Here is a 21,360-nt window from a genome sequence, read left to right on the forward strand (position 1 = left end):
ACTTATCTGAGCAAATTAAGCGGATTTCTTCGCTTTCTTTTCTGCTTTCGGTGCAGCTACTGCTTCAGTCTTAGCGGCAGTCTGGTCTTCGCTGTACTCGCGACCGTAGTAGGTATCCAGCAGAATCTGTTTCAGTTCAGCAATCAGCGGGTAACGTGGGTTAGCACCAGTACACTGGTCGTCAAACGCGTCTTCAGACAGTTTGTCTACGTGTGCCAGGAAGTCAGCTTCCTGAACGCCAGCTTCACGGATAGACTTAGGAATACCCAGTTCAGCTTTAATTTCTTCCAGCCAGCCCAGCAGTTTCTGGATTTTCGCGGCAGTACGGTCACCCGGTGCGCTCAGACCCAGATGGTCTGCGATTTCAGCGTAGCGACGGCGTGCCTGCGGACGGTCGTACTGGCTGAATGCAGTCTGTTTAGTCGGGTTGTCGTTCGCGTTATAACGAATAACGTTGCTGATCAGCAGGGCGTTCGCCAGACCGTGAGGAATGTGGAACTGAGAACCCAGTTTGTGCGCCATTGAGTGACATACACCCAGGAAGGCGTTAGCAAACGCGATACCGGCGATAGTTGCTGCACTGTGTACACGCTCACGCGCTACCGGGTTCTTAGAACCTTCATGGTAAGACGCTGGCAGGTTTTCTTTCAGCAATTTCAACGCTTGCAGAGCCTGACCGTCAGAGAACTCAGACGCCAGTACTGAAACGTAAGCTTCCAGAGCGTGAGTGACCGCATCCAGACCACCGAACGCACACAGTGACTTCGGCATATCCATAACCAGGTTGGCGTCAACAATCGCCATATCCGGAGTCAGCGCATAGTCTGCCAGCGGGTATTTCTGCCCAGTTGCATCGTCGGTAACGACCGCAAACGGAGTCACTTCAGAACCGGTACCGGAAGTGGTGGTAACTGCAACCATCTTCGCTTTTACGCCCATTTTCGGGAACTTGTAGATACGTTTACGGATGTCCATAAAGCGCAGTGCCAGTTCTTCGAAGTGAGTTTCCGGGTGTTCGTACATAACCCACATGATTTTCGCGGCGTCCATCGGGGAACCACCACCCAGTGCGATGATTACGTCTGGTTTGAAGGAGTTAGCCAGCTCAGCACCTTTGCGAACAACGGTCAGAGTCGGGTCAGCTTCAACTTCAAAGAACACTTCGGTTTCAACGCCAGCAGCTTTCAGAACGGAGGTGATCTGGTCTGCATAACCGTTGTTGAACAGGAAGCGGTCGGTCACGATCAGCGCACGTTTGTGTCCATCGGTAATCACTTCATCCAGTGCGATTGGCAGAGAGCCACGACGGAAGTAGATAGATTTCGGAAGTTTGTGCCACAACATGTTTTCAGCTCGCTTAGCAACGGTTTTCTTGTTGATCAGGTGCTTAGGACCAACGTTTTCAGAGATGGAGTTACCACCCCAGGAACCACAACCCAGAGTCAGGGAAGGTGCGAGTTTGAAGTTGTACAGGTCACCGATACCACCCTGAGAAGCAGGGGTGTTGATCAGGATTCGTGCGGTTTTCATCATCTGACCGAAGTAAGCAACACGCTCTGGCTGGTTGTCCTGGTCAGTGTACAGGCAAGAGGTATGACCGATACCGCCCATCGCAACCAGTTTTTCAGCTTTGATAACTGCGTCTTCGAAGTCCTTCGCACGGTACATTGCCAGCGTTGGAGACAGTTTCTCGTGAGCAAACGGTTCGCTTTCGTCAACAACCTTCACTTCACCGATCAGGATCTTGGTGGTTTCTGGTACGGAGAAGCCTGCCAGTTCAGCAATCTTGTATGCCGGCTGACCAACGATAGCTGCGTTCAGCGCGCCATTTTTCAGGATAACGTCCTGAACTGCTTTCAACTCTTTGCCCTGCAGCATGTAGCCGCCGTGAGTCGCAAAACGCTCACGTACTGCATCATATACGGAGTCAACCACGACGACAGACTGCTCAGAAGCACAGATTACGCCGTTATCGAAGGTTTTAGACATCAGAACAGATGCAACAGCACGTTTGATATCAGCGGTTTCGTCGATAACCACAGGGGTGTTACCTGCGCCTACGCCGATAGCCGGTTTACCGGAGCTGTATGCCGCTTTAACCATGCCTGGACCACCGGTCGCAAGGATCAGGTTGATGTCCGGGTGGTGCATCAGCGCGTTAGACAGTTCAACGGAAGGTTGATCGATCCAGCCGATCAGATCTTTCGGTGCGCCAGCAGCGATTGCTGCTTGCAGAACGATGTCAGCTGCTTTGTTAGTTGCATCTTTTGCGCGCGGATGCGGAGAGAAGATGATGGCGTTACGGGTCTTCAGGCTGATCAGTGATTTGAAGATTGCAGTAGAAGTCGGGTTAGTGGTTGGAACGATACCGCAGATGATACCAATCGGTTCAGCAATGGTAATGGTACCAAAAGTGTCGTCTTCAGACAGCACACCACAGGTTTTTTCATCTTTGTAAGCGTTGTAAATGTATTCAGAAGCGAAGTGGTTTTTAATCACTTTATCTTCGACAATACCCATGCCGGATTCGGCAACGGCCATTTTCGCGAGAGGAATTCGAGCGTCTGCGGCAGCCAGAGCGGCGGCACGGAAGATTTTGTCAACCTGTTCTTGAGTGAAACTGGCATATTCACGCTGGGCTTTTTTTACGCGCTCTACAAGTGCGTTAAGTTCAGCGACATTAGTAACAGCCATGATGCTCTCCTGATAATGTTAAACTTTTTTAGTAAATCATCTGCTCGATACGAGAGTATAGACAGACCGACGAAAATTTGTGTAATGGTTTGAAAATCAAACGGTTAATTAACGTCCACTTTACTTTGATTTACTAAAAGAGCTTATACGCTAGCGCCTGTTAACTCTAACGCGTTACCTCCAGGTGGCGTAAGCAAGATTACTCACTTCTGAGTAGTAATTGCGTGATCTGGATCAAAAATTCGCAAAGCTGACACCTTTCAGCAGACCCTTTTAGCGTTTCTCGTTAAGTGTTAATAAATTGACGTAATGAATGCTAATAACATTAGCATATTTAATACATATTAATAACACTGAGTATTGGTAGCGTATTTACATTGATATACGCAGATAGAAGGTGAAGTATGCTGACAAAAGGCGTATCTTCAGCGCGGATTTTATCAATTTTTATGACTCATTTTATCCGGCTAACGCTTCGGAGCTAACCGTGATCCAAACGCTATTTGATTTTCCTGTCTATTTTAAATTTTTCATTGGGTTATTTGCGTTGGTCAACCCGGTAGGGATCATCCCCGTCTTTATCAGTATGACCAGCTATCAAACTGCCGCAGCACGAAACAAAACCAACCTCACGGCAAACCTATCGGTCGCAATCATCCTGTGGACTTCGCTGTTTCTTGGTGATGGTATTCTGCAACTCTTCGGCATCTCAATTGACTCGTTCAGGATCGCTGGCGGCATTCTGGTTGTGACTATCGCGATGTCAATGATTAGCGGAAAACTAGGGGAAGATAAACAAAACAAACAGGAAAAATCAGAAACCGCAATCCGTGAAAGTATCGGCGTTGTGCCGTTGGCATTGCCGTTGATGGCGGGGCCGGGGGCGATAAGCTCAACCATTGTTTGGGGTACGCGATATCATAGCGCGATTAACCTGTTTGGCTTTTTTGTAGCGATTGCGTTGTTTGCCCTGTGCTGCTGGGGGCTGTTCCGCATGGCACCATGGTTAGTGCGTCTGTTGGGCCAAACCGGTATCAACGTCATTACGCGTATTATGGGACTGCTGTTAATGGCTTTGGGTATCGAATTTATCGTTACAGGCATCAAATCCATTTTCCCTGGTTTGCTGGCCTGAAACCTCTCTTCTGTGCAAACGGAGTCGTGTCCGGCTCCGTTTCCTTTCATTATCAGTAAAACTTCTCACTAAAGTTGAAAATCAGCAGAGCAATAATAAAAAATGCTGATGATTAACTCTCCTGTTAGCCATTGATTCTAAAGATATAACACGTCCCAGTACGCCCGGCGAAAACCGATACTGCTGTTATTTTATTAACATCATACTCTGGGGCTTGCTGAAGGATTATCGAAATGTTATTAGTTATTTCAGCCTTTATTTCAGATGAATGTGCTAATTAATAACCAATTGTTAAATTTATGTGCATTTTGACATGGCGTTGACTTCGGACAGGATGGTTAACACTATAGTCGACATAATGCATTGATTTTTGTGATCTTTTCATAATAAATCTTCATTCGTAAGACTTTTTAAGTGAGATTTATTTCCAATAAAAGAGAATTGGTTAACAAATTTGTAAAATGTATTGGCGGTTAAGAAACGCATTTGATACTTTCCGGCCAAGTATTATGCAGAAGAATTCACGTTGATGAGAATCATTTGCAGTTAGTTTCTCTCAACAGGGTAATAGCGTGTTTCCGGCAGGGGAGGCACGTAGAGAATCGACGCAAGGCGGTCATACGAATCGCCAGAATAAATAAAGTCGGTGATAGCAAGCAGTAAAACAATAAACCACCTGACGGCAGAAAATCTCCGGTGCCGTACAGGGATCCTGACAGGATTAACAGTCTGGTTAAAAAACCAGCCATAATAATGAGGGAGTACAACACAATGACTAACATCACTAAAAAAAGTTTAGTAGCTGCGGGGATCTTAACTGCGCTAGTCGCTGGAAATGTTGCCACGGCGGCAGTAGTGCCAGCGGGTGTGCAGCTTGCTGAAAAGCAGACTCTGGTGCGTAATAACGGTTCGGAAGTGCAATCACTCGATCCCCACAAAATCGAAGGTGTACCTGAATCCAACATTAACCGTGACCTGTTTGAAGGTTTATTAATCAGTGATGTCGATGGCAAACCATCGCCTGGCGTGGCTGAAAAATGGGAAAATAAAGATTTTAAAGTCTGGACATTCCATCTGCGTAAAGATGCTAAGTGGTCTGACGGCACGCCTGTTACCGCGCAAGATTTCGTGTATAGCTGGCAACGTTTGGCTAATCCAAATACTGCATCACCGTATGCCAGTTATTTGCAGTACGGTCATATTGTCAACATTGATGATATTATCGCCGGTAAAAAACCGGTCACCGATCTGGGCGTAAAAGCTATCGACGATCATACTTTTGAAGTTACCCTCAGCGAACCAGTTCCTTATTTCTACAAACTGCTTGTGCACTCTTCCGTTTCACCGGTTCCCAGAGCGGCTGTTGAAAAATTCGGCGAGAAGTGGACCCAGCCCGCTAACATCGTTACTAACGGTGCGTATAAACTGAAAGACTGGGTTGTGAACGAGCGCATTGTGCTTGAGCGTAATACCAACTATTGGGACAACGCCAAAACGGTTATTAACCAGGTAACCTACCTGCCTATTTCTTCTGAAGTGACTGACGTTAACCGCTATCGCAGCGGTGAAATCGACATGACCTATAACAACATGCCGATTGAGTTATTCCAGAAACTGAAAAAAGAGATCCCGAACGAAGTCCACGTTGACCCGTATCTGTGCACCTATTATTACGAAATCAACAACCAGAAAGCACCGTTCAACGATGTTCGTGTTCGTACCGCCCTGAAGCTGGCGTTGGATCGTGACATTATCGTCAATAAAGTGAAAAACCAGGGTGACCTGCCAGCATATAGCTTTACTCCTCCATACACCGATGGTGCGAAACTGGTTGAGCCAGAGTGGTTCAAGTGGTCTCAGGAAAAACGTAATGAAGAAGCGAAGAAACTGCTGGCTGAGGCCGGATATACCGCTGAGAAACCGCTGACCTTTGATCTGCTGTATAACACCTCAGACCTGCATAAGAAGCTGGCTATTGCCGCGGCATCTATCTGGAAGAAAAATCTGGGTGCTAATGTGAAGCTGGAAAACCAGGAATGGAAAACGTTCCTCGATACGCGCCATCAGGGCAACTATGATGTTTCACGTGCGGGCTGGTGTGCGGACTATAACGAACCGACGTCCTTCCTGAATATGGTGCTGTCCGACAGCTCCAATAATACCGTCCACTATAAGAGCCCGGCATTTGATAAGCTGATTGCGGATACGCTGAAAGTGACGGATGAAGCGCAGCGCAGCGAACTGTATTCGAAAGCGGAACAGCAGCTGGATAAAGATTCTGCGATTGTACCGGTTTATTACTATGTTAACGCCCGCCTGGTGAAACCATGGGTTGGCGGATACTCAGGTAAAGACCCGATGGATAATATCCACGTTAAAGACTTGTATATTATCAAGCATTAATGGCAAGACGTGGGGCAATCATGTTGCCCCACAGTGTCTTTTTCTTCGAACTATAAATACCTCTTTAGACAAAGAGAGGTATACCCTAAATAATTCACGTTGCAGGAAGGCGGCAACGCAGCGAATCACCAGGAGCTTACTTAAGTAAGTGACTGGCGTGAGCGAGTAAAGCCAACGCACTTGCAGCTTGAAGTATGACGGGTATAAAGGCACACGCCAGAAGGTACGGGCAATGTTAAAATTTATATTACGTCGCTGTCTGGAAGCGATTCCGACGCTGTTTATTCTTATTACGATTTCATTCTTTATGATGCGCCTTGCGCCCGGAAGCCCATTCACCGGGGAACGCGCGTTACCGCCAGAGGTGCTGGCGAATATTGAAGCGAAATATCATCTTAACGATCCCATCTCGACGCAGTACTTCAGCTATCTGAAACAGCTGGCGCACGGCGATTTTGGACCATCCTTTAAATATAAAGACTACACGGTTAACGACCTCGTTGCCTCGAGCTTCCCGGTTTCTGCGAAGCTGGGTGCGGCAGCCTTTATTCTGGCGGTACTCGTCGGTGTTAGCGCCGGAGTGATAGCCGCGCTGAAGCAAAATACACGTTGGGACTATACGGTGATGGGGGTGGCAATGACCGGGGTGGTTATCCCCAGTTTCGTGGTCGCTCCCTTATTGGTCATGATATTTGCCATAACCTTGAAATGGCTACCCGGCGGGGGCTGGAACGGCGGGGCGCTGAAATTTATGATCCTGCCGATGGTGGCCTTGTCACTGGCCTACATCGCCAGTATCGCCCGTATTACTCGCGGTTCGATGATTGAAGTACTGCACTCTAACTTTATTCGTACCGCACGCGCTAAAGGGCTGCCGATGCGGCGGATTATTTTCCGCCATGCGTTGAAACCTGCGCTGTTGCCAGTGTTGTCCTATATGGGACCGGCATTTGTCGGCATTATCACCGGTTCGATGGTTATTGAAACCATTTATGGTTTGCCGGGTATTGGCCAGTTGTTCGTCAATGGGGCGTTAAACCGCGACTATTCGCTGGTTCTTAGCCTGACCATACTGGTGGGTACGCTGACCATCGTGTTTAACGCGATTGTCGATGTGCTGTATGCCGTTATCGACCCGAAAATTCGTTACTGATACTGGAGCTCGCTATGATGTTAAGTAAGAAAAACAGCGAGGCGCTGGAGAATTTCAGTGAAAAGCTGGAGGTCGAAGGCCGCAGCCTGTGGCAGGACGCGCGTCGACGCTTTATGCATAACCGCGCGGCGGTAGCAAGCCTGGTGGTGCTGGTGATTATTGCGCTGTTCGTGACGCTGGCACCGATGCTGTCGCAGTTTACCTACTTTGATACCGACTGGGGCATGATGTCTAGCGCGCCGGATACAGAATCAGGCCACTATTTCGGTACTGACTCGTCGGGACGCGACCTGTTGGTTCGCGTGGCGATTGGCGGGCGTATCTCGCTGATGGTCGGCATTGCCGCGGCGCTGGTCGCGGTGGTTGTTGGTACGCTGTACGGCTCTCTGTCGGGCTATCTCGGCGGTAAAATCGACTCGGTGATGATGCGTCTGCTGGAAATCCTCAACTCCTTCCCGTTCATGTTCTTCGTGATTCTGCTAGTGACCTTCTTTGGACAAAATATCCTGCTGATTTTTGTCGCTATCGGAATGGTCTCCTGGCTGGATATGGCGCGTATCGTGCGTGGACAAACGCTGAGCCTGAAGCGCAAAGAGTTTATTGAAGCGGCGCAAGTCGGCGGGGTGTCTACCGTGCGTATCGTTATCCGCCATATTGTGCCGAACGTGTTGGGTGTGGTGGTGGTTTACGCTTCATTGCTGGTGCCTAGCATGATCCTGTTTGAATCCTTCCTGAGCTTTTTGGGACTAGGTACGCAGGAACCGTTAAGTAGCTGGGGCGCGCTGCTCAGTGATGGTGCCAACTCTATGGAAGTCTCACCATGGCTGCTGCTGTTCCCGGCTGGTTTCCTGGTGGTCACTTTGTTCTGTTTTAACTTTATTGGCGATGGCCTGCGTGATGCCCTCGACCCGAAAGACCGTTAAGGAGTGCAGCCATGAGCGTAATTGAAACCTCAACCGCGCCGCTCGCGCAACAACAGGCTAACGCACTGCTGAACGTAAAAGATCTGCGCGTGACGTTTGCTACCCCCGACGGCGATGTAACTGCGGTCAACGATTTAAACTTTTCTCTGCGAGCCGGAGAAACGCTGGGTATTGTCGGGGAATCCGGTTCGGGTAAATCGCAGACGGCCTTTGCCCTGATGGGGCTGCTGGCGGCGAATGGTCGTATCGGGGGCTCCGCAACGTTCAACGGGCGTGAAATTCTGAATTTACCGGAACGTGAACTGAACAAACTGCGCGCCGAGCAAATCTCGATGATTTTCCAGGACCCGATGACGTCTCTCAATCCGTACATGCGGGTCGGGGAGCAGTTGATGGAAGTTCTGATGCTGCATAAAGGCATGAGCAAAGCGGAAGCTTTTGACGAGTCGGTCAGAATGCTGGATGCGGTGAAGATGCCGGAAGCGCGTAAGCGTATGAAAATGTATCCGCATGAATTCTCCGGTGGTATGCGTCAGCGCGTAATGATCGCCATGGCGCTGCTGTGCAGGCCCAAATTACTGATTGCCGATGAACCAACCACTGCGCTCGATGTGACGGTACAGGCGCAAATTATGACGCTGCTGAATGAACTGAAAAGTGAATTCAACACCGCGATTATCATGATCACCCACGATCTGGGGGTTGTTGCCGGTATTTGCGATAAAGTCCTGGTGATGTATGCCGGACGTACTATGGAATACGGCAGTGCGCGGGATGTCTTTTATAAACCCGTTCATCCGTATTCGATTGGTTTGCTAAATGCCGTACCTCGTCTGGATGCCGAAGGGGAAGAGATGCTCACTATCCCTGGCAACCCACCGAACCTACTGCGTCTACCAAAAGGTTGTCCATTCCAGCCGCGTTGCCCGCATGCGATGGAAATCTGTAGCAGTGCTCCGCCACTGGAGGAATTTAGCCCAGGCCGTCTGCGTGCCTGCTTTAAGCCGGTGGAGGAACTGGTATGAATACGGTGACCGAACAACGTAAAGTGCTCCTTGAGATTGCCGACCTTAAAGTCCATTTCGATATTAAAGATGGCAAACAGTGGTTCTGGCAACCGTCTAAAACCCTGAAGGCGGTTGATGGCGTAACCCTGCGACTGTATGAGGGCGAAACCCTGGGCGTGGTCGGTGAATCAGGCTGCGGGAAATCGACCTTTGCCCGTGCGATTATCGGCCTGGTGAAGGCCACCGATGGAAAGGTTGCCTGGCTGGGTAAAGATTTACTGGGTATGAAACCCGATGAGTGGCGGGAAGTGCGCAGCGATATCCAGATGATTTTCCAGGATCCTCTGGCATCGTTAAACCCGCGCATGACCATTGGTGAAATCATTGCCGAACCGCTGCGAACTTATCATCCGAATCTTCCGGGTCAGGAAGTCCGCGACCGTGTGAAGGCGATGATGATGAAGGTTGGACTACTACCTAACCTGATTAACCGCTACCCACATGAGTTTTCCGGTGGCCAGTGTCAGCGTATTGGTATTGCCCGCGCGCTGATCCTCGAACCGAAGTTGATTATCTGTGATGAACCGGTTTCAGCGCTGGATGTATCAATCCAGGCCCAGGTGGTTAACCTGCTGCAACAGCTTCAGCGCGAAATGGGATTATCGTTAATCTTCATTGCCCACGACCTCGCGGTGGTTAAACACATCTCCGACCGTGTGCTGGTTATGTATCTCGGACATGCGGTGGAATTAGGGACTTATGACGAGGTGTACCATAACCCGCTGCATCCTTATACCAAAGCGCTGATGTCTGCGGTGCCAATCCCCGATCCGGATCAGGAAAGGAATAAGGTTATTCAGTTGCTGGAAGGCGAGTTACCGTCCCCGATTAATCCTCCTTCCGGTTGCGTGTTCCGTACGCGCTGTCCGATTGCTGGACCGGAATGCGCAAAAACGCGCCCGGTTCTGGAAGGAAGTTTCCGACATGCAGTTTCCTGCCTGAAAGTAGACCCGCTATAATCCTGAGGGCTGACAAAGGTCAGCCCTTTTTTTGGTGAGGTATCTGTGCCAGGTTTAGTCTCTTCTGTCCGCCGTGCGCTCTATCGCAAATTATTTGATTTAAATACCCGTTCAGGGCGTCGCTTTGAAGGTATGTGCGCGCTATTTGCCTTGCTCAGCGTTATCGTTATCTTCATTGAGTCCGGAGTAGGGACGCAATACCATTTAACCTTTGAGGAATGGCGCGTTTTTGTCTGGCTTGAGATCTTTATTACTCTGGTCTTCACCCTCGAATATCTTCTGCGCTTATGTTGCTGGGCCAACCCCGCTAAATATGTGTTCAGCTTCTGGGGGATAATTGACCTTGCCACCATTCTGCCGCTGTATGTGATGTGGCTATGGCCGGAAATCAGTCTGAGCTATGTTTTCGCCTGGAGAGCGATGCGTGTCCTGCGCGTCCTGCGTATTCTCAAGCTGCTGCGCTTTATGCCTTCTCTGCGGGTGTTCTGGAATGCGTTAAAAAGCGCCCGACATCAGCTGATGCTGTTCTATTCCTTTATTGCCATCCTGATGGTGGTTTTTGGCGCGATGATGTATCTGATTGAAGGGCCAAAATATGGGTTTACTACGCTGAATGCGTCGGTGTATTGGGCGATTGTTACTGTAACCACCGTCGGCTATGGCGATATCACGCCGCACACCCCGTTGGGGCGCATGGTGGCGTCCGTGCTTATCCTGATTGGTTACTCGGTGATTGCGATACCGACGGGATTGATTACCACGCACATGAGCAGTGCGTTCCAGCAGCGCGGGCACCAACGAAAATGTCCGCAGTGCCAGCAGACGCAGCACGAACATAGTGCGCAATTTTGTAACCGCTGTGGAAGTAAACTGCCGGGTTAAAAATGAAAAAAGCTGCGAGAGCAGCTTTTTTGTTTGATTATTCGCGCCAGAGAATATGGCAGAGCTTATGATCTTTTTCGCGACATAATAAAACGCGCGCGAAAATATCGTTAATCTCGCCGTCTTCTGTATCTGCCAGACCAATCACGACCTCGGCAAAGAAGTCAGGGTTCAGGTCAAAATCAACATGCTCCTGCCAGTCTTCTGCCGGATCGAACAACTCGGCACCGCCACGCTCTTCAAACTGCAAATTGAACAGAATGATGTCGGCTGGATCCAGATTGTCCGCAGCCAGTTCGAGAAAAATGTCGTAAGCCTGCTCAAGCGTTTCGTCTTCGGTCAGGCGATTGTTCAAATCCATATCCATAATGACTACCTGTTTACTGTCTGATGGGCACGTTTTACAGCAACGGACTAAAGAAGTAAAACAGTCGCTCTGCTATCCGCTGCCAGAGTGGTCGTTTTACCCACAAACGGGCATCAAGCAGGCGGGAACGCGAAATATAATCATCCTGCACTGCCGCGAGATCGCCACCGAATCCGGCATCATCAATGACCAGCGTGATTTCAAAATTGAGCCACAGACTGCGCATATCCAGGTTAACCGTACCGACCAGGCTCAGCTCGCCATCGACCAGTACGCTCTTGGTGTGCAGCAAGCCACCTTCGAACTGATAAATTTTAACGCCAGCCGCCAGCAGCTCGGTGAAAAAGGCCCGGCTTGCCCAGCCAACCAGCAGGGAGTCATTTTTACGTGGAAGAATGATACTGACGTCAACCCCACGCTGCGCCGCCGTGCAAATCGCGTGCAACAGGTCGTCGCTGGGGACGAAGTAGGGGGTGGTCATAATTAAATATTCACGCGCTGAATAAGCAGCGGTTAGCAGCGCCTGATGAATCAAATCTTCAGGGAAACCAGGACCCGAGGCGATAGTGTGAATGGTGTGGCCGCTGGCCTGCTCAAACGGCATGATATTGACGTCCGGTGGCGGAGGCAAAATGCGCTTTCCGGTCTCAATTTCCCAGTCGCAGGAATAGACAATGCCCATAGCAGTGGCGACAGGACCTTCCATTCTCGCCATTAAATCAACCCATTGCCCGACGCCCGCATCTTGTTTGAAGAAACGCGGGTCGACCATGTTCATGCTGCCGGTATAAGCAATGTAGTTATCGATCATGATCATTTTGCGGTGCTGACGCAGGTCCATACGGCGTAAAAATACACGCATCAGGTTCACCTTCAGCGCTTCTACAACCTCGATACCTGCGTTACGCATCATCGCCGCCCAAGGGCTGCGGAAGAACGCCACGCTGCCTGCGGAGTCCAACATTAGGCGACAGTGAATGCCACGCCTCGCGGCAGCCATTAACGACTCGGCTACCTGATCGGCCATACCGCCTGGCTGCCATATGTAGAACACCATTTCGATGTTGTGGCGCGCCAGTTGAATATCACGGATCAGCGCCTGCATCACGTCATCTGAACTGGTGAGCAACTGCAGCTGGTTTCCCTTTACGCCGGCTATTCCCTGACGACGCTCGCACAGTTTAAACAACGAAGAGGCGACGCTGCTGTTTTCCTGGGCAAAAATATGCTTGCAGGCCTTGAGGTCGTTCAGCCATTTGGCGGTTGAAGGCCACATCGCCCGGGCGCGTTCGGCACGTCGCTTACCCAGGTGAAGTTCACCAAAAGACAGATAAGCAATAATTCCTACCAATGGCAGAATGTAGATGATCAACAGCCAGGCCATTGCGGAGGGCACTGCGCGTCGCTTCATCAGAATGCGTAACGTTACGCCAGCAATGAGTACCCAGTAACCCAGAATGACCAGCCAACTCACCACGGTGTAGAAGGTTGTCATAAATTTAAAAATCCTTTTGAAAGCGTATTGTTAAGAGTTTACGCATCAGGATTAATCTGGCAAATAAAAACACGGGAAAACCACTGGTCTGCATTCGGTCTGGCGTTATAATGGCCGCTCAGTGACTGGAAGAGTAGTTAACATGAAGCGTAGTAGAACGGAAGTGGGACGCTGGCGGATGCTGCGTCAGGCTAGCCGCCGTAAAGCACGTTGGCTTGAAGGACAATCGCGTCGTAATATGCGTATCCATACCATCAGGAAGTGCGTTCTCAACCACCAGCGTAACTCGTTGTTGTTTGCGATCCACAGCATCTGATCCCAAAAGGGCACCGCTGGCGGTGCCCAATGTCTGTTTTCCCGTATTGATTCTTAAATACTTTCCTGGCTGCCATTATTGTTTTGGTCCAGATAAGAGATAGCCATTTCATTATTTATATTATTGTCATCTTTCAGGTGCCGTATCTACTCGAAAAAAAGAATGCTGGTGACAAGAAAATATGTTTTTATTTCAGTGAGAACTGATACATTTTAACGATTAAACAACGAGACAGTATGATGGCATTCGACAAAATTAAAGCCGATACCCACCGTGAATTTGGTTATTTCTCATGAAGTAAACTAATAATTGGTACAGTAATTAGCAGAACATTCCGTATCATTGTGATGATGCGTTTATGCCAATACTGTGCGGTTTCGCGCACACCGCTGCGTATCATGCTCTATCCATTTAAGATCTTGCATCGGTGTGCTGCTCACATGGGCTCGATGGATTTTCCATCGAGCACGCAGGTTGGTGCCGGGTTGGCTATCACTCATGGCTGGGGGATAGTGATATCGCCGAGTGCAAGAATTGGAAAGAACGTTACCTTATTTCATGGTGTAACCATCGGTCAGCGAGATACTATTCGGGGAGCAGGAACCCGCATCACGGGTTACCCCATTATTGAGGATGAAGTTTGGATTGGTCCAAATGCTGTCATCGTCGGCGGGGTCATCATTGGACAAGGGAGTAAAATTGCTGCCGGGGCGTTTGTGACCGAAAGTATCCCGCCTTTTTCTGTCGTTGTTGGTAATCCTGGCGTGATTGTTAAAACCGGGTGCATCCCAGACGTAATGAATAAAGCACCGTTGTTTCAAGAAAGAACTGTTGAAAAAACGGCAGCGTAAATTTCTCGCTGATTATACTTTTATTTTTATTATCAATACGATGATTCTACATTCTGGGGCTAGTGGTTCATAATAGTGTGGTCAGGTATTACTCGTTATCCTATTCTGTTAGTTTATTGTCTTTTGAGGGAAGTCATTATGTGTACAAATCTTTTTGACAACGCTCGTCGCTACACTGACGAGAAAAAATAACAACCAAAGCCGCTATCTGCGGCTTTTTTACTTGAGTGAATATTAGTATCCGAATGGATATGATTCCCATAGTTCTGGTCAAGCGTCAAAGTTGCAGGGCGTTAGTTGCCTCGGTATGTTCTGCTTGTTTAAATGCGCGTTGAAACATGGGGAGTAAAAGCCTACTGCCAAATGCACTTAGGTGGTTACTGTCTGAGTAAAGTGGACGTCCACCAGCATCTCCCCAACACCGCCCATCCTTGCAAAGATAGGGTAACGGATTGAGAATATTGACGCCGCAGTGCAGGGCCGCCTCATCTTGTGCTGCCCAAATGGCTGTTTGTCGCTGGTAATATTTATCGAGAGAAATAGATACTGTACTGTCTGACTTACCAAACATCAGTGCCCTGGCCATTGTATTAGGCACATCGACTGCCATTTCAGGAATAGGGCGGACCAGAAATACCCTCTGACTATTCTCTATGGAACACAGAGTTTTTACGAGTTGCTGGCTAAACTGCTGTGTTAAATTCTGATTGGGGTGTTCATTCGGCGTATCAAAAAATCCCATAGGAATATTAAAAAAATCGTCCTTTTCATTTTGTCCCAGGATAGCGAGGCTGCTTCTGTTGGCGATAAAGACGAGTTTACTTTTATATTCATTATTTAGTAAATTAATAGCTCGATCATTAAATAGTTTACAGTCATCATTAATATCCTCTCTTCGTTTCATGCCTAACACTGTCGGACAGCTCGCATAGGTCATCTCAACAACCGCACCGGGTGCAGCCTCTGCGACAGCTGAAACCAGCATGCTTGCATGACTGTCTCCAAGGACAATGGCCGTTAACTCTCCTTTGCCATATCTGCACATAGGAGACTCGCTTCCTTTACCCGGCGCGAGCAGACATTTTTCAAATCGGACTGCGTAATCAAGTTTCGGGATCATCGCTAATTCAATTGCCGGGTTAATTCTGCCGTCGACTTGCTGATAACGAGCCCCTGCGGCCAATCCACCAGTGCTCAAAATTAACAGTAATAGTACCCAGCTCTGTTTGCGTGCAGGGGTTAGCGCAAGCTGTTTGCGTGTCGGAATCTCTACGAGCAATAAAGAGGTCTTTCCCAATAGCAAACTCATTACGATGCCAGTAGCAATCCACCAGGGATTGTGCTGTTTGTCGGCATAACTGAGCAGCACCGCCAGCGGCCAGTGCCACAGATAAATTGAATAAGAACTGGCACCTATCTGGCGAAAAATTGCCGTAGATGTAAAAAATGATCGCTGGCGATTAGCCGCAAGAACCAGCACGGTCCCCAACACAGGAACCACGGCATAACTTCCCGGCCATGGTCGTGTCGCATCCAGGAGTGTGACTGACAGGGCAATTAAAATAAAACCCACCAACTCTAGTATCCGGGCTGGGCGTTGCGACATAGAATGCCGACGAGTTAGCCACCATACAGCTCCTCCAGCTAATAATTCCCAAATGCGGGTGGGGAGTAGGTAAAACGCACTACCTGGGAGTCGAGGGCTCACGTAAATTGATAGAGCTAATGACAGTACGCCTGCGGCGATAAGTGCAAACTTAACACCCTGCAGGCCAAACCAGCGCCAGAGTAAAATGCAGCCAACAGGCAACAAAATGTAAAATTGCCACTCCACCGAAAGAGACCATGTGTGCAGCAGCCAGTTTTCTCTGGAAGTGATATCGAAATAACCCGCTTCACGCCAAAACTTGAGATTGGAAACAAAAGTAAGCGCTGTGATCGCATTGAGTGCCAGCACATGATAATCAGCGGTGGGCAACCAAAACCAACCCAAGAAAAGTAATGTGCTACATAATACAATTAAGGCAGGAATAATTCGTCTGGCACGTGCCAGATAGAAACTCCATAATGAAAAATTGCCACGTTCAAGGCCGTTCACGATGATGGCGGTCATCAGGAAATCTGATATAACAAAAAAAACATCAACGCCGATAAAGCCACCGCTAAATCCGGGTACGCCAAAGTGATAAAATACGACCGCTAATACAGCCCATGCTCACAGGCCATTGATATCATGGCGTAATGCTTTAGGAGAGGGAGAGGCGGGACGGAACGAATCAAAAGCCATAATTGACTAAAATCCCGTATAGCGTAACAACGCAGCCTGTCTGCATTGTGACAAATTAATCTCGACAGATAATAAAATACACTGAGGTTGAGTAAGAAACAATCAATGACACGCTAATAAACGGTCGTTGCTACCTTTTATAAGGGTACTTATCATTGCTTTGATATGCTGAATTAATGCATAGAGACGAGAAGTGAGGGCGTTTAGACTAATGTGCACCTAAATGCGCCCTCAATGGCTATGTATTTTGCTTACAGTTCAGTATTTTTATAAATGAAAATGGCCTTTTGTTTTGTCAAAATACTTTTTTGTAAGGTTTTACTGAAACCTGCGCATATACGCCCGCCGCAACATACGGATCGGCTTCTGCCCACGCCTGTGCCGCCTCCAAAGATTCAAATTCGGCAATCACCGTCGAGCCGGTAAAACCCGCCGCACCGGGATCGTTACTGTCGACCGCTGGCATAGGGCCCGCCGTGAGCAAACGACCTTCGTCATGAAGGAGTTGCAGGCGAGCCAGATGAGCAGGGCGCACGGAAAGACGTTTTTCGAGAGAGTCTGCGATATCTTGAGCGTAAATAACATACAGCACGGGTAGAGCTCCTTGAACGGTAAAAGTCGTTAATAACGTTATTGGAAAGGCCTAACAACTGCAACGGAAAGATAACTGATATGTTAAGGCCATACTCTGAAAGTGGTTTTTTATCATAAAATCGCGTTTTAAATGTCAGTTAGCACCACGGGCTTATTGAATATGATTGCTATTTGCATTTAAAATCAGGGCCTGGTTTTTTTACTGAAACGATTATGACTTCAATGACCCTTGATTTACCTCGTCGCTTTCCCTGGCCAACGTTACTGTCTGTCGGCATTCATGGTGCCATAGTGGCTGGTTTGCTGTATACCTCGGTACATCAGGTTATTGAACTACCTGCGCCAGCGCAGCCGATCTCTGTCACGATGGTCGCGCCTGCCGATCTCGAACCGCCTCAGGCCGTTCAGCCGCCGCCGGAACCCGTTGTCGAGCCTGAACCGGAACCTGAACCGATTCCAGAGCCACCAAAAGAGGCGCCGGTGGTGATTGAAAAACCGAAGCCCAAGCCTAAACCGAAGCCAAAACCGGTGAAAAAGGTGGAAGAGCAACCGAAACGCGATGTTAAACCAGCAGAACCGCGCCCGGCCTCCCCACTGGAAAATACGGCACCTACGCGCACAATGACCAATACCGCGCCGGCAACTACCAGCAAACCGGTGGTCAGTGCGCCATCGGGTCCACGTGCTTTAAGCCGTAATCAGCCTCAGTATCCGGCGCGAGCTCAAGCGCTGCGCATTGAAGGCCGGGTAAAGGTCAAATTTAACGTAACGCCGGATGGCCGGGTTGAAAATGTGGAAATCCTGTCTGCACAGCCTGCCAATATGTTTGAACGTGAAGTGAAAAACGCGATGCGTAGATGGCGTTATGAAGCTGGTAAACCCGGTTCCGGACTTGTGGTGAATATTGTTTTCAAATTAAACGGCACAACGCAGATCGAGTAAGCATCAGGCCGTCCGGCAATGATCAAGAGTGATGATTGCCGGATAGCAGTACTGACGTGCGCTATCAGACCAACGTGGGAATTGGACGCGGTTTCCCGTCTTTATCAACGGCAACGTAGATAAACAGAGCTTCGGTGGCCTTATAGCGCTGCCCAATAGGTTCAGAAGCGACCTTCTTCACCCAAACTTCAATATTGATGCTGATCGAGGTTGTCCCGCGTTTCACACAGCGCGCATAGCAACACACCACATCACCTACGGCGACCGGGCGCAAAAAGCTCATCCCTTCCACTCGCACCGTTACCACACGACCATGTGCGATCTCTTTGGCCTGAATCGCGCCACCTATATCCATTTGTGACATCAGCCAGCCGCCAAAAATATCACCGTTCGCGTTGGTATCGGCAGGCATGGCCAGAGTGCGTAAAACCAGTTCACCCTGGGGAGTGTTATTCGTTGTTGTCATTGTAGAACCGACTATAGAGAAAGATTACAGGCGCGATGCTACTAGAATTTGTACGTTGAGAACAGAGGTGATGCGGCGTGCAGAGCAGATGTAAGTCAGGTTGTCAGCTCTTTGGAACGCGAAGGGATAAAAATTCGCCAGATCCGCAGATCTGGCGAGCATGTATTACGATTTATCTTCTTGCGGCAGATGACGGTAAATATAGACCCCACTCAGCAGCGTAAAGAATAAAGTCAGGGCGGTCAGGCCGAACACTTTGAAGTTGACCCAAATGTTCTGCGGTAGCCAAAATGCAATATAGATATTCGCCAGGCCACACAGGATGAAAAATACGGCCCAGGCTAGATTAAGTTTCGACCACACCGGCTGCGGCAGGGTCAGCTCTTTACCTAACATGCGTTGAATCAGCGGCTTTTTCATCACCCACTGGCTAACCAGCAGAGCACCAGCAAACAGCCCGTAAATCACCGTTACTTTCCACTTAATGAATTCATCGTTGTGGAAAAAAATAGTCAAACCACCAAATACGGCCACCAGGACAAAGGTGATTAACGCCATCTTCTCGACCTTGCGATAGCGAACCCAGCTGTAAATCAACACCACAGCCGTCGCGACAATCAGCGCCGAGGTCGCCGCATAGATGTCGTAAAGCTTATAAAAAGCAAAAAAGACAACCAGCGGTAAAAAATCAAGAAACTGCTTCATTCTTCGATTCCGTCATCAAAAGCACCGGGTACAAGCCCGGAATGCGTTCAGGGTTTATTGGCGAATCAGCATGTACAGGCGGAACAAATAGATCAGCAACACGGCGGAGATCATATTGCTCAGCGTATTCGCCAATACCGCGCCTACATTCGGCGTAAGTACTGCAAAACTTGGCGCAAAAAGCAACAGCAGCGTTTTTGCCAGCAACCAACCGATCACTGCCGGCGCAACCAGTCGCATATTCGACCACGCCAGACGCATGCTGTTGCGCATCGCGGCAAAGACACCCATTTTGTCCTGTACCAACATCACAGGTGCGAGTGCCAGCAGGATGGCCAGCAGAATACCGGGAACAACAACCAGCATAATACCGATTTGCACCAGCAGAGTAGTCAGAAAAATCAGAATAAACAGCTTCGGTAACACTGGCGCACTGGCACCGATGGCGCGTAATGCGCTAACCCGATGACCTGCTGAAATCAGCTGAATCATCAGGATGACCCCCCCGGCGAGGATGGCATTACCAATCAGGCCGGAAAACGTCGACGCCGCGGAAGCGCGTAGCAAAATTTGCTGTTGCTCCGGGGTCATGTTTTGCACCAGATCGAACAGCCCCACGCTGCTGGTTAACTGATCGCCTTCACTGAGTTGCGCAATTTGTGCGTCAGTGGGGGAAAAGGCATGCCCTAACACCACTGTGATAAACGCGCACAACAACGATACCAGCAAGATGGTAATGAATTGATTACGGAAAAAGTTTCCCGTGTCACGGTAAACGGATTTCGCCGTGATAGACATGCACTCTCCTTGAGTTTTGCAGGTGTTCATTTGCGGGCAATTGTACCCTGGATAACTCTACAGTGGCAGCATCGCGCGATGTATGGAAAAGCATATCTTTGTAAAGCTGCAGTAATTTTTGGCTACGACTTCAGCGTCGTGCATGAACGCTGTTTGTTATCTGCACATCACGCGCAGATATCCATCACCCATCAGCAATGAGCTGGAGGTACTTGCACATTGAAAATATATCAAAATTGATCTGAATTAATTTAACCTGGATTTTGAATGCAAGTTCTAACTTAATCTGGATCAATAAATGTTAAATTATCAAAGTCAATGTGATCCATGTTAGATCACTTATTACTCCAATGTGGGTATATTCGTTCCGCTTTTATAACCATAACGATGGAGCGGACATGAAAAAATTAACAGTTGCAGCATTGGCTTTAACAACTCTTCTCTCTGGTAACGCATTTGCGCATGAAGCTGGAGAATTCTTTATTCGTGCAGGTTCAGCCACCGTCAGGCCGACGGAAGGTGCAGGTGGTACGCTGGGCAGCTTAGGTGGCTTTGATGTCAGCAATAACACGCAGTTAGGTCTGACATTTACCTACATGGCAACCGACAATATCGGTGTTGAATTACTGGCAGCTACGCCGTTCCGCCATAAAATCGGCACTGCTGCAACGGGTGATATTGCCACCGTACATCATCTACCGCCGACGTTAATGGCGCAGTGGTACTTCGGTGACTCCAGCAGTAAACTGCGTCCGTACGTAGGTGTTGGGGTGAACTACACGACCTTCTTCGATGAAGGCTTTAACGATAACGGTAAAGAAACGGGGTTATCGGATCTGAGCCTGAAAGATTCCTGGGGTGCAGCAGGGCAAGTCGGTATGGACTATCTGATTAACCGCGACTGGCTGATTAACATGTCGGTCTGGTACATGGATATCGATACCACCGCAAGCTATAAAATGGGTGGCGTCCAGCAGCGAGACAGTGTACGCCTCGATCCGTGGGTGTTTATGTTCTCTGCGGGTTATCGTTTTTAAGTTCTTCTGCAAAACCCCTGCAAAACCTTTCTGCAAAACTGGTCATCAAATGACCAGTTTTTTTCATTCTTTTCCGCGCGTGTCGTTGTCTTGAACGGCCATTATTTTGCGCCCCTGGCCTGACAAAATTTGTGTGTCGATACCTCGCTATAAGCAGTACTGCGCTAACTATAATAGCCAGTGTGTTTATCTGGAATATCACTTTTGTTTCTCTTCTCTTATGCATTATTGTTGCGGTTCATTTATTACGCACAAAAAAACCTGAAGATAGTCAGGGGATAATTTA

At 48.8% G+C, this 21,360-nt stretch carries 19 protein-coding genes and 2 pseudogenes; 11 read left to right on the forward strand and 10 right to left on the reverse strand.

Going from position 1 to position 21,360, the window contains the following annotated elements:
- Positions 1-15 precede the first annotated feature (15 nt).
- Positions 16-2,694, reverse strand: coding sequence for a bifunctional acetaldehyde-CoA/alcohol dehydrogenase (gene adhE, locus JQN59_RS10885; RefSeq protein WP_123267320.1), 2,679 nt, complete (start codon positions 2,692-2,694; stop codon positions 16-18).
- 487 nt (positions 2,695-3,181) lie between these two features.
- Here adhE and ychE point away from each other — a divergent pair, with 487 nt between their 5' ends.
- The 7 genes from ychE to JQN59_RS10920 all read left to right on the forward strand — a co-directional run bounded on the left by ychE (position 3,182) and on the right by JQN59_RS10920 (position 11,216).
- Positions 3,182-3,829, forward strand: coding sequence for an NAAT family transporter YchE (ychE, locus tag JQN59_RS10890; RefSeq protein WP_003020714.1), 648 nt, complete (start codon positions 3,182-3,184; stop codon positions 3,827-3,829).
- 771 nt (positions 3,830-4,600) lie between these two features.
- Entirely contained in the window at positions 4,601-6,232 is a 1,632-nt protein-coding gene (gene oppA, locus JQN59_RS10895; RefSeq protein WP_103014343.1) for an oligopeptide ABC transporter substrate-binding protein OppA, read from the forward strand.
- Positions 6,233-6,464: 232 nt separating this feature from the next.
- Positions 6,465-7,385: an oligopeptide ABC transporter permease OppB gene (oppB, locus tag JQN59_RS10900; protein WP_003020708.1), complete on the forward strand. Its 921-nt coding sequence runs from the start codon at positions 6,465-6,467 to the stop codon at positions 7,383-7,385.
- Between the two features lie 14 nt (positions 7,386-7,399).
- A complete protein-coding gene (gene oppC, locus JQN59_RS10905) occupies positions 7,400-8,308 on the forward strand; it encodes an oligopeptide ABC transporter permease OppC (protein ID WP_003020701.1) in 909 nt (302 codons plus the stop codon).
- An 11-nt stretch (positions 8,309-8,319) separates the two neighbouring features.
- Positions 8,320-9,333 carry a murein tripeptide/oligopeptide ABC transporter ATP-binding protein OppD gene (oppD, locus tag JQN59_RS10910; RefSeq protein WP_048216254.1) on the forward strand — a complete coding sequence of 338 codons (1,014 nt, stop codon included), beginning with the start codon at positions 8,320-8,322 and terminating at the stop codon, positions 9,331-9,333.
- A complete protein-coding gene (gene oppF / locus JQN59_RS10915) occupies positions 9,330-10,334 on the forward strand; it encodes a murein tripeptide/oligopeptide ABC transporter ATP-binding protein OppF (RefSeq protein WP_008784949.1) in 1,005 nt (334 codons plus the stop codon). Before oppD ends, oppF begins: the two co-directional genes overlap by 4 nt.
- Positions 10,335-10,379: 45 nt before the next feature.
- Positions 10,380-11,216 (forward strand): ion transporter, encoded by an 837-nt coding sequence (locus tag JQN59_RS10920; RefSeq protein WP_048216255.1) that lies wholly within the window; start codon positions 10,380-10,382, stop codon positions 11,214-11,216.
- 37 nt (positions 11,217-11,253) lie between these two features.
- Here the strand turns inward: JQN59_RS10920 and JQN59_RS10925 are convergent, their stop codons facing one another.
- Together JQN59_RS10925 and cls are read right to left on the reverse strand one after the other, a co-directional pair.
- Positions 11,254-11,583 (reverse strand): HI1450 family dsDNA-mimic protein, encoded by a 330-nt coding sequence (locus JQN59_RS10925; protein ID WP_003020691.1) that lies wholly within the window; start codon positions 11,581-11,583, stop codon positions 11,254-11,256.
- A 34-nt stretch (positions 11,584-11,617) separates the two neighbouring features.
- On the reverse strand, positions 11,618-13,078 hold the full coding sequence (gene cls / locus JQN59_RS10930; protein ID WP_003020687.1) for a cardiolipin synthase: 1,461 nt from the start codon (positions 13,076-13,078) through the stop codon (positions 11,618-11,620).
- A 142-nt stretch (positions 13,079-13,220) separates the two neighbouring features.
- Between cls and JQN59_RS10935 the strand changes: the two genes are divergently transcribed.
- Complete coding sequence (locus JQN59_RS10935) at positions 13,221-13,394, forward strand: YciY family protein (protein WP_122984013.1); 174 nt, start codon at positions 13,221-13,223, stop codon at positions 13,392-13,394.
- A gap of 449 nt (positions 13,395-13,843) precedes the next feature.
- Positions 13,844-14,245, forward strand: a complete 402-nt coding sequence (locus JQN59_RS10940; RefSeq protein WP_239484221.1) for a serine O-acetyltransferase — start codon at positions 13,844-13,846, stop codon at positions 14,243-14,245.
- Positions 14,246-14,522: 277 nt separating this feature from the next.
- Here JQN59_RS10940 and JQN59_RS27165 read toward each other — a convergent pair whose 3' ends face one another.
- From JQN59_RS27165 to JQN59_RS10950, 3 genes and pseudogenes are all read right to left on the reverse strand, one after another.
- Complete coding sequence (locus JQN59_RS27165; RefSeq protein ID WP_316254845.1) at positions 14,523-15,554, reverse strand: SGNH hydrolase domain-containing protein; 1,032 nt, start codon at positions 15,552-15,554, stop codon at positions 14,523-14,525.
- 45 nt (positions 15,555-15,599) lie between these two features.
- A pseudogene (locus tag JQN59_RS27170) lies at positions 15,600-16,400 on the reverse strand (acyltransferase family protein); the annotation flags it as partial.
- A 427-nt stretch (positions 16,401-16,827) separates the two neighbouring features.
- The gene (locus tag JQN59_RS10950; RefSeq protein WP_003020675.1) at positions 16,828-17,124 is read right to left on the reverse strand and encodes a YciI family protein; all 297 of its coding nucleotides are present in this window, start codon (positions 17,122-17,124) and stop codon (positions 16,828-16,830) included.
- Positions 17,125-17,339: 215 nt separating this feature from the next.
- Between JQN59_RS10950 and tonB the strand changes: the two genes are divergently transcribed.
- Positions 17,340-18,068 carry a TonB system transport protein TonB gene (gene tonB, locus JQN59_RS10955; protein ID WP_168978222.1) on the forward strand — a complete coding sequence of 243 codons (729 nt, stop codon included), beginning with the start codon at positions 17,340-17,342 and terminating at the stop codon, positions 18,066-18,068.
- A gap of 64 nt (positions 18,069-18,132) precedes the next feature.
- Here tonB and yciA read toward each other — a convergent pair whose 3' ends face one another.
- From yciA to JQN59_RS26950, 4 genes and pseudogenes are all read right to left on the reverse strand, one after another.
- Complete coding sequence (gene yciA, locus JQN59_RS10960) at positions 18,133-18,534, reverse strand: acyl-CoA thioester hydrolase YciA (protein ID WP_008784945.1); 402 nt, start codon at positions 18,532-18,534, stop codon at positions 18,133-18,135.
- A 165-nt stretch (positions 18,535-18,699) separates the two neighbouring features.
- On the reverse strand, positions 18,700-19,239 hold the full coding sequence (locus tag JQN59_RS10965) for a septation protein A (protein ID WP_003020667.1): 540 nt from the start codon (positions 19,237-19,239) through the stop codon (positions 18,700-18,702).
- Between the two features lie 54 nt (positions 19,240-19,293).
- Positions 19,294-20,037: a YciC family protein gene (locus tag JQN59_RS10970; protein ID WP_003020663.1), complete on the reverse strand. Its 744-nt coding sequence runs from the start codon at positions 20,035-20,037 to the stop codon at positions 19,294-19,296.
- A 28-nt stretch (positions 20,038-20,065) separates the two neighbouring features.
- Positions 20,066-20,143, reverse strand: a pseudogene (locus JQN59_RS26950) (YkgJ family cysteine cluster protein); the annotation flags it as partial.
- 292 nt (positions 20,144-20,435) lie between these two features.
- On the opposite strand from JQN59_RS26950, the gene ompW reads away from it, so the two are divergent.
- Positions 20,436-21,074 carry an outer membrane protein OmpW gene (ompW, locus tag JQN59_RS10975; RefSeq protein ID WP_003833354.1) on the forward strand — a complete coding sequence of 213 codons (639 nt, stop codon included), beginning with the start codon at positions 20,436-20,438 and terminating at the stop codon, positions 21,072-21,074.
- Positions 21,075-21,360: the final 286 nt, after the last annotated feature.

The organism is Citrobacter sp. B72, assembly GCF_016894305.1.
GTDB classification, from domain to species: Bacteria; Pseudomonadota; Gammaproteobacteria; order Enterobacterales; family Enterobacteriaceae; genus Citrobacter; species Citrobacter portucalensis.

Bases quoted from the DNA above. Each gene is read 5' to 3' on its own strand.
- adhE (WP_123267320.1), bottom strand. From the start codon at position 2,694: ATGGCTGTTACTAATGTCGCTGAACTTAACGCACTTGTAGAGCGCGTA.
- oppA (WP_103014343.1), top strand. From the start codon at position 4,601: ATGACTAACATCACTAAAAAAAGTTTAGTAGCTGCGGGGATCTTAACT.
- oppB (WP_003020708.1), top strand. From the start codon at position 6,465: ATGTTAAAATTTATATTACGTCGCTGTCTGGAAGCGATTCCGACGCTG.
- oppC (WP_003020701.1), top strand. From the start codon at position 7,400: ATGATGTTAAGTAAGAAAAACAGCGAGGCGCTGGAGAATTTCAGTGAA.
- oppD (WP_048216254.1), top strand. From the start codon at position 8,320: ATGAGCGTAATTGAAACCTCAACCGCGCCGCTCGCGCAACAACAGGCT.
- oppF (WP_008784949.1), top strand. From the start codon at position 9,330: ATGAATACGGTGACCGAACAACGTAAAGTGCTCCTTGAGATTGCCGAC.
- JQN59_RS10925 (WP_003020691.1), bottom strand. From the start codon at position 11,583: ATGGATATGGATTTGAACAATCGCCTGACCGAAGACGAAACGCTTGAG.
- cls (WP_003020687.1), bottom strand. From the start codon at position 13,078: ATGACAACCTTCTACACCGTGGTGAGTTGGCTGGTCATTCTGGGTTAC.
- JQN59_RS10935 (WP_122984013.1), top strand. From the start codon at position 13,221: ATGAAGCGTAGTAGAACGGAAGTGGGACGCTGGCGGATGCTGCGTCAG.
- JQN59_RS10940 (WP_239484221.1), top strand. From the start codon at position 13,844: ATGGATTTTCCATCGAGCACGCAGGTTGGTGCCGGGTTGGCTATCACT.
- JQN59_RS27165 (WP_316254845.1), bottom strand. From the start codon at position 15,554: ATGAGTTTGCTATTGGGAAAGACCTCTTTATTGCTCGTAGAGATTCCG.
- tonB (WP_168978222.1), top strand. From the start codon at position 17,340: ATGACTTCAATGACCCTTGATTTACCTCGTCGCTTTCCCTGGCCAACG.
- yciA (WP_008784945.1), bottom strand. From the start codon at position 18,534: ATGACAACAACGAATAACACTCCCCAGGGTGAACTGGTTTTACGCACT.
- JQN59_RS10965 (WP_003020667.1), bottom strand. From the start codon at position 19,239: ATGAAGCAGTTTCTTGATTTTTTACCGCTGGTTGTCTTTTTTGCTTTT.
- JQN59_RS10970 (WP_003020663.1), bottom strand. From the start codon at position 20,037: ATGTCTATCACGGCGAAATCCGTTTACCGTGACACGGGAAACTTTTTC.
- ompW (WP_003833354.1), top strand. From the start codon at position 20,436: ATGAAAAAATTAACAGTTGCAGCATTGGCTTTAACAACTCTTCTCTCT.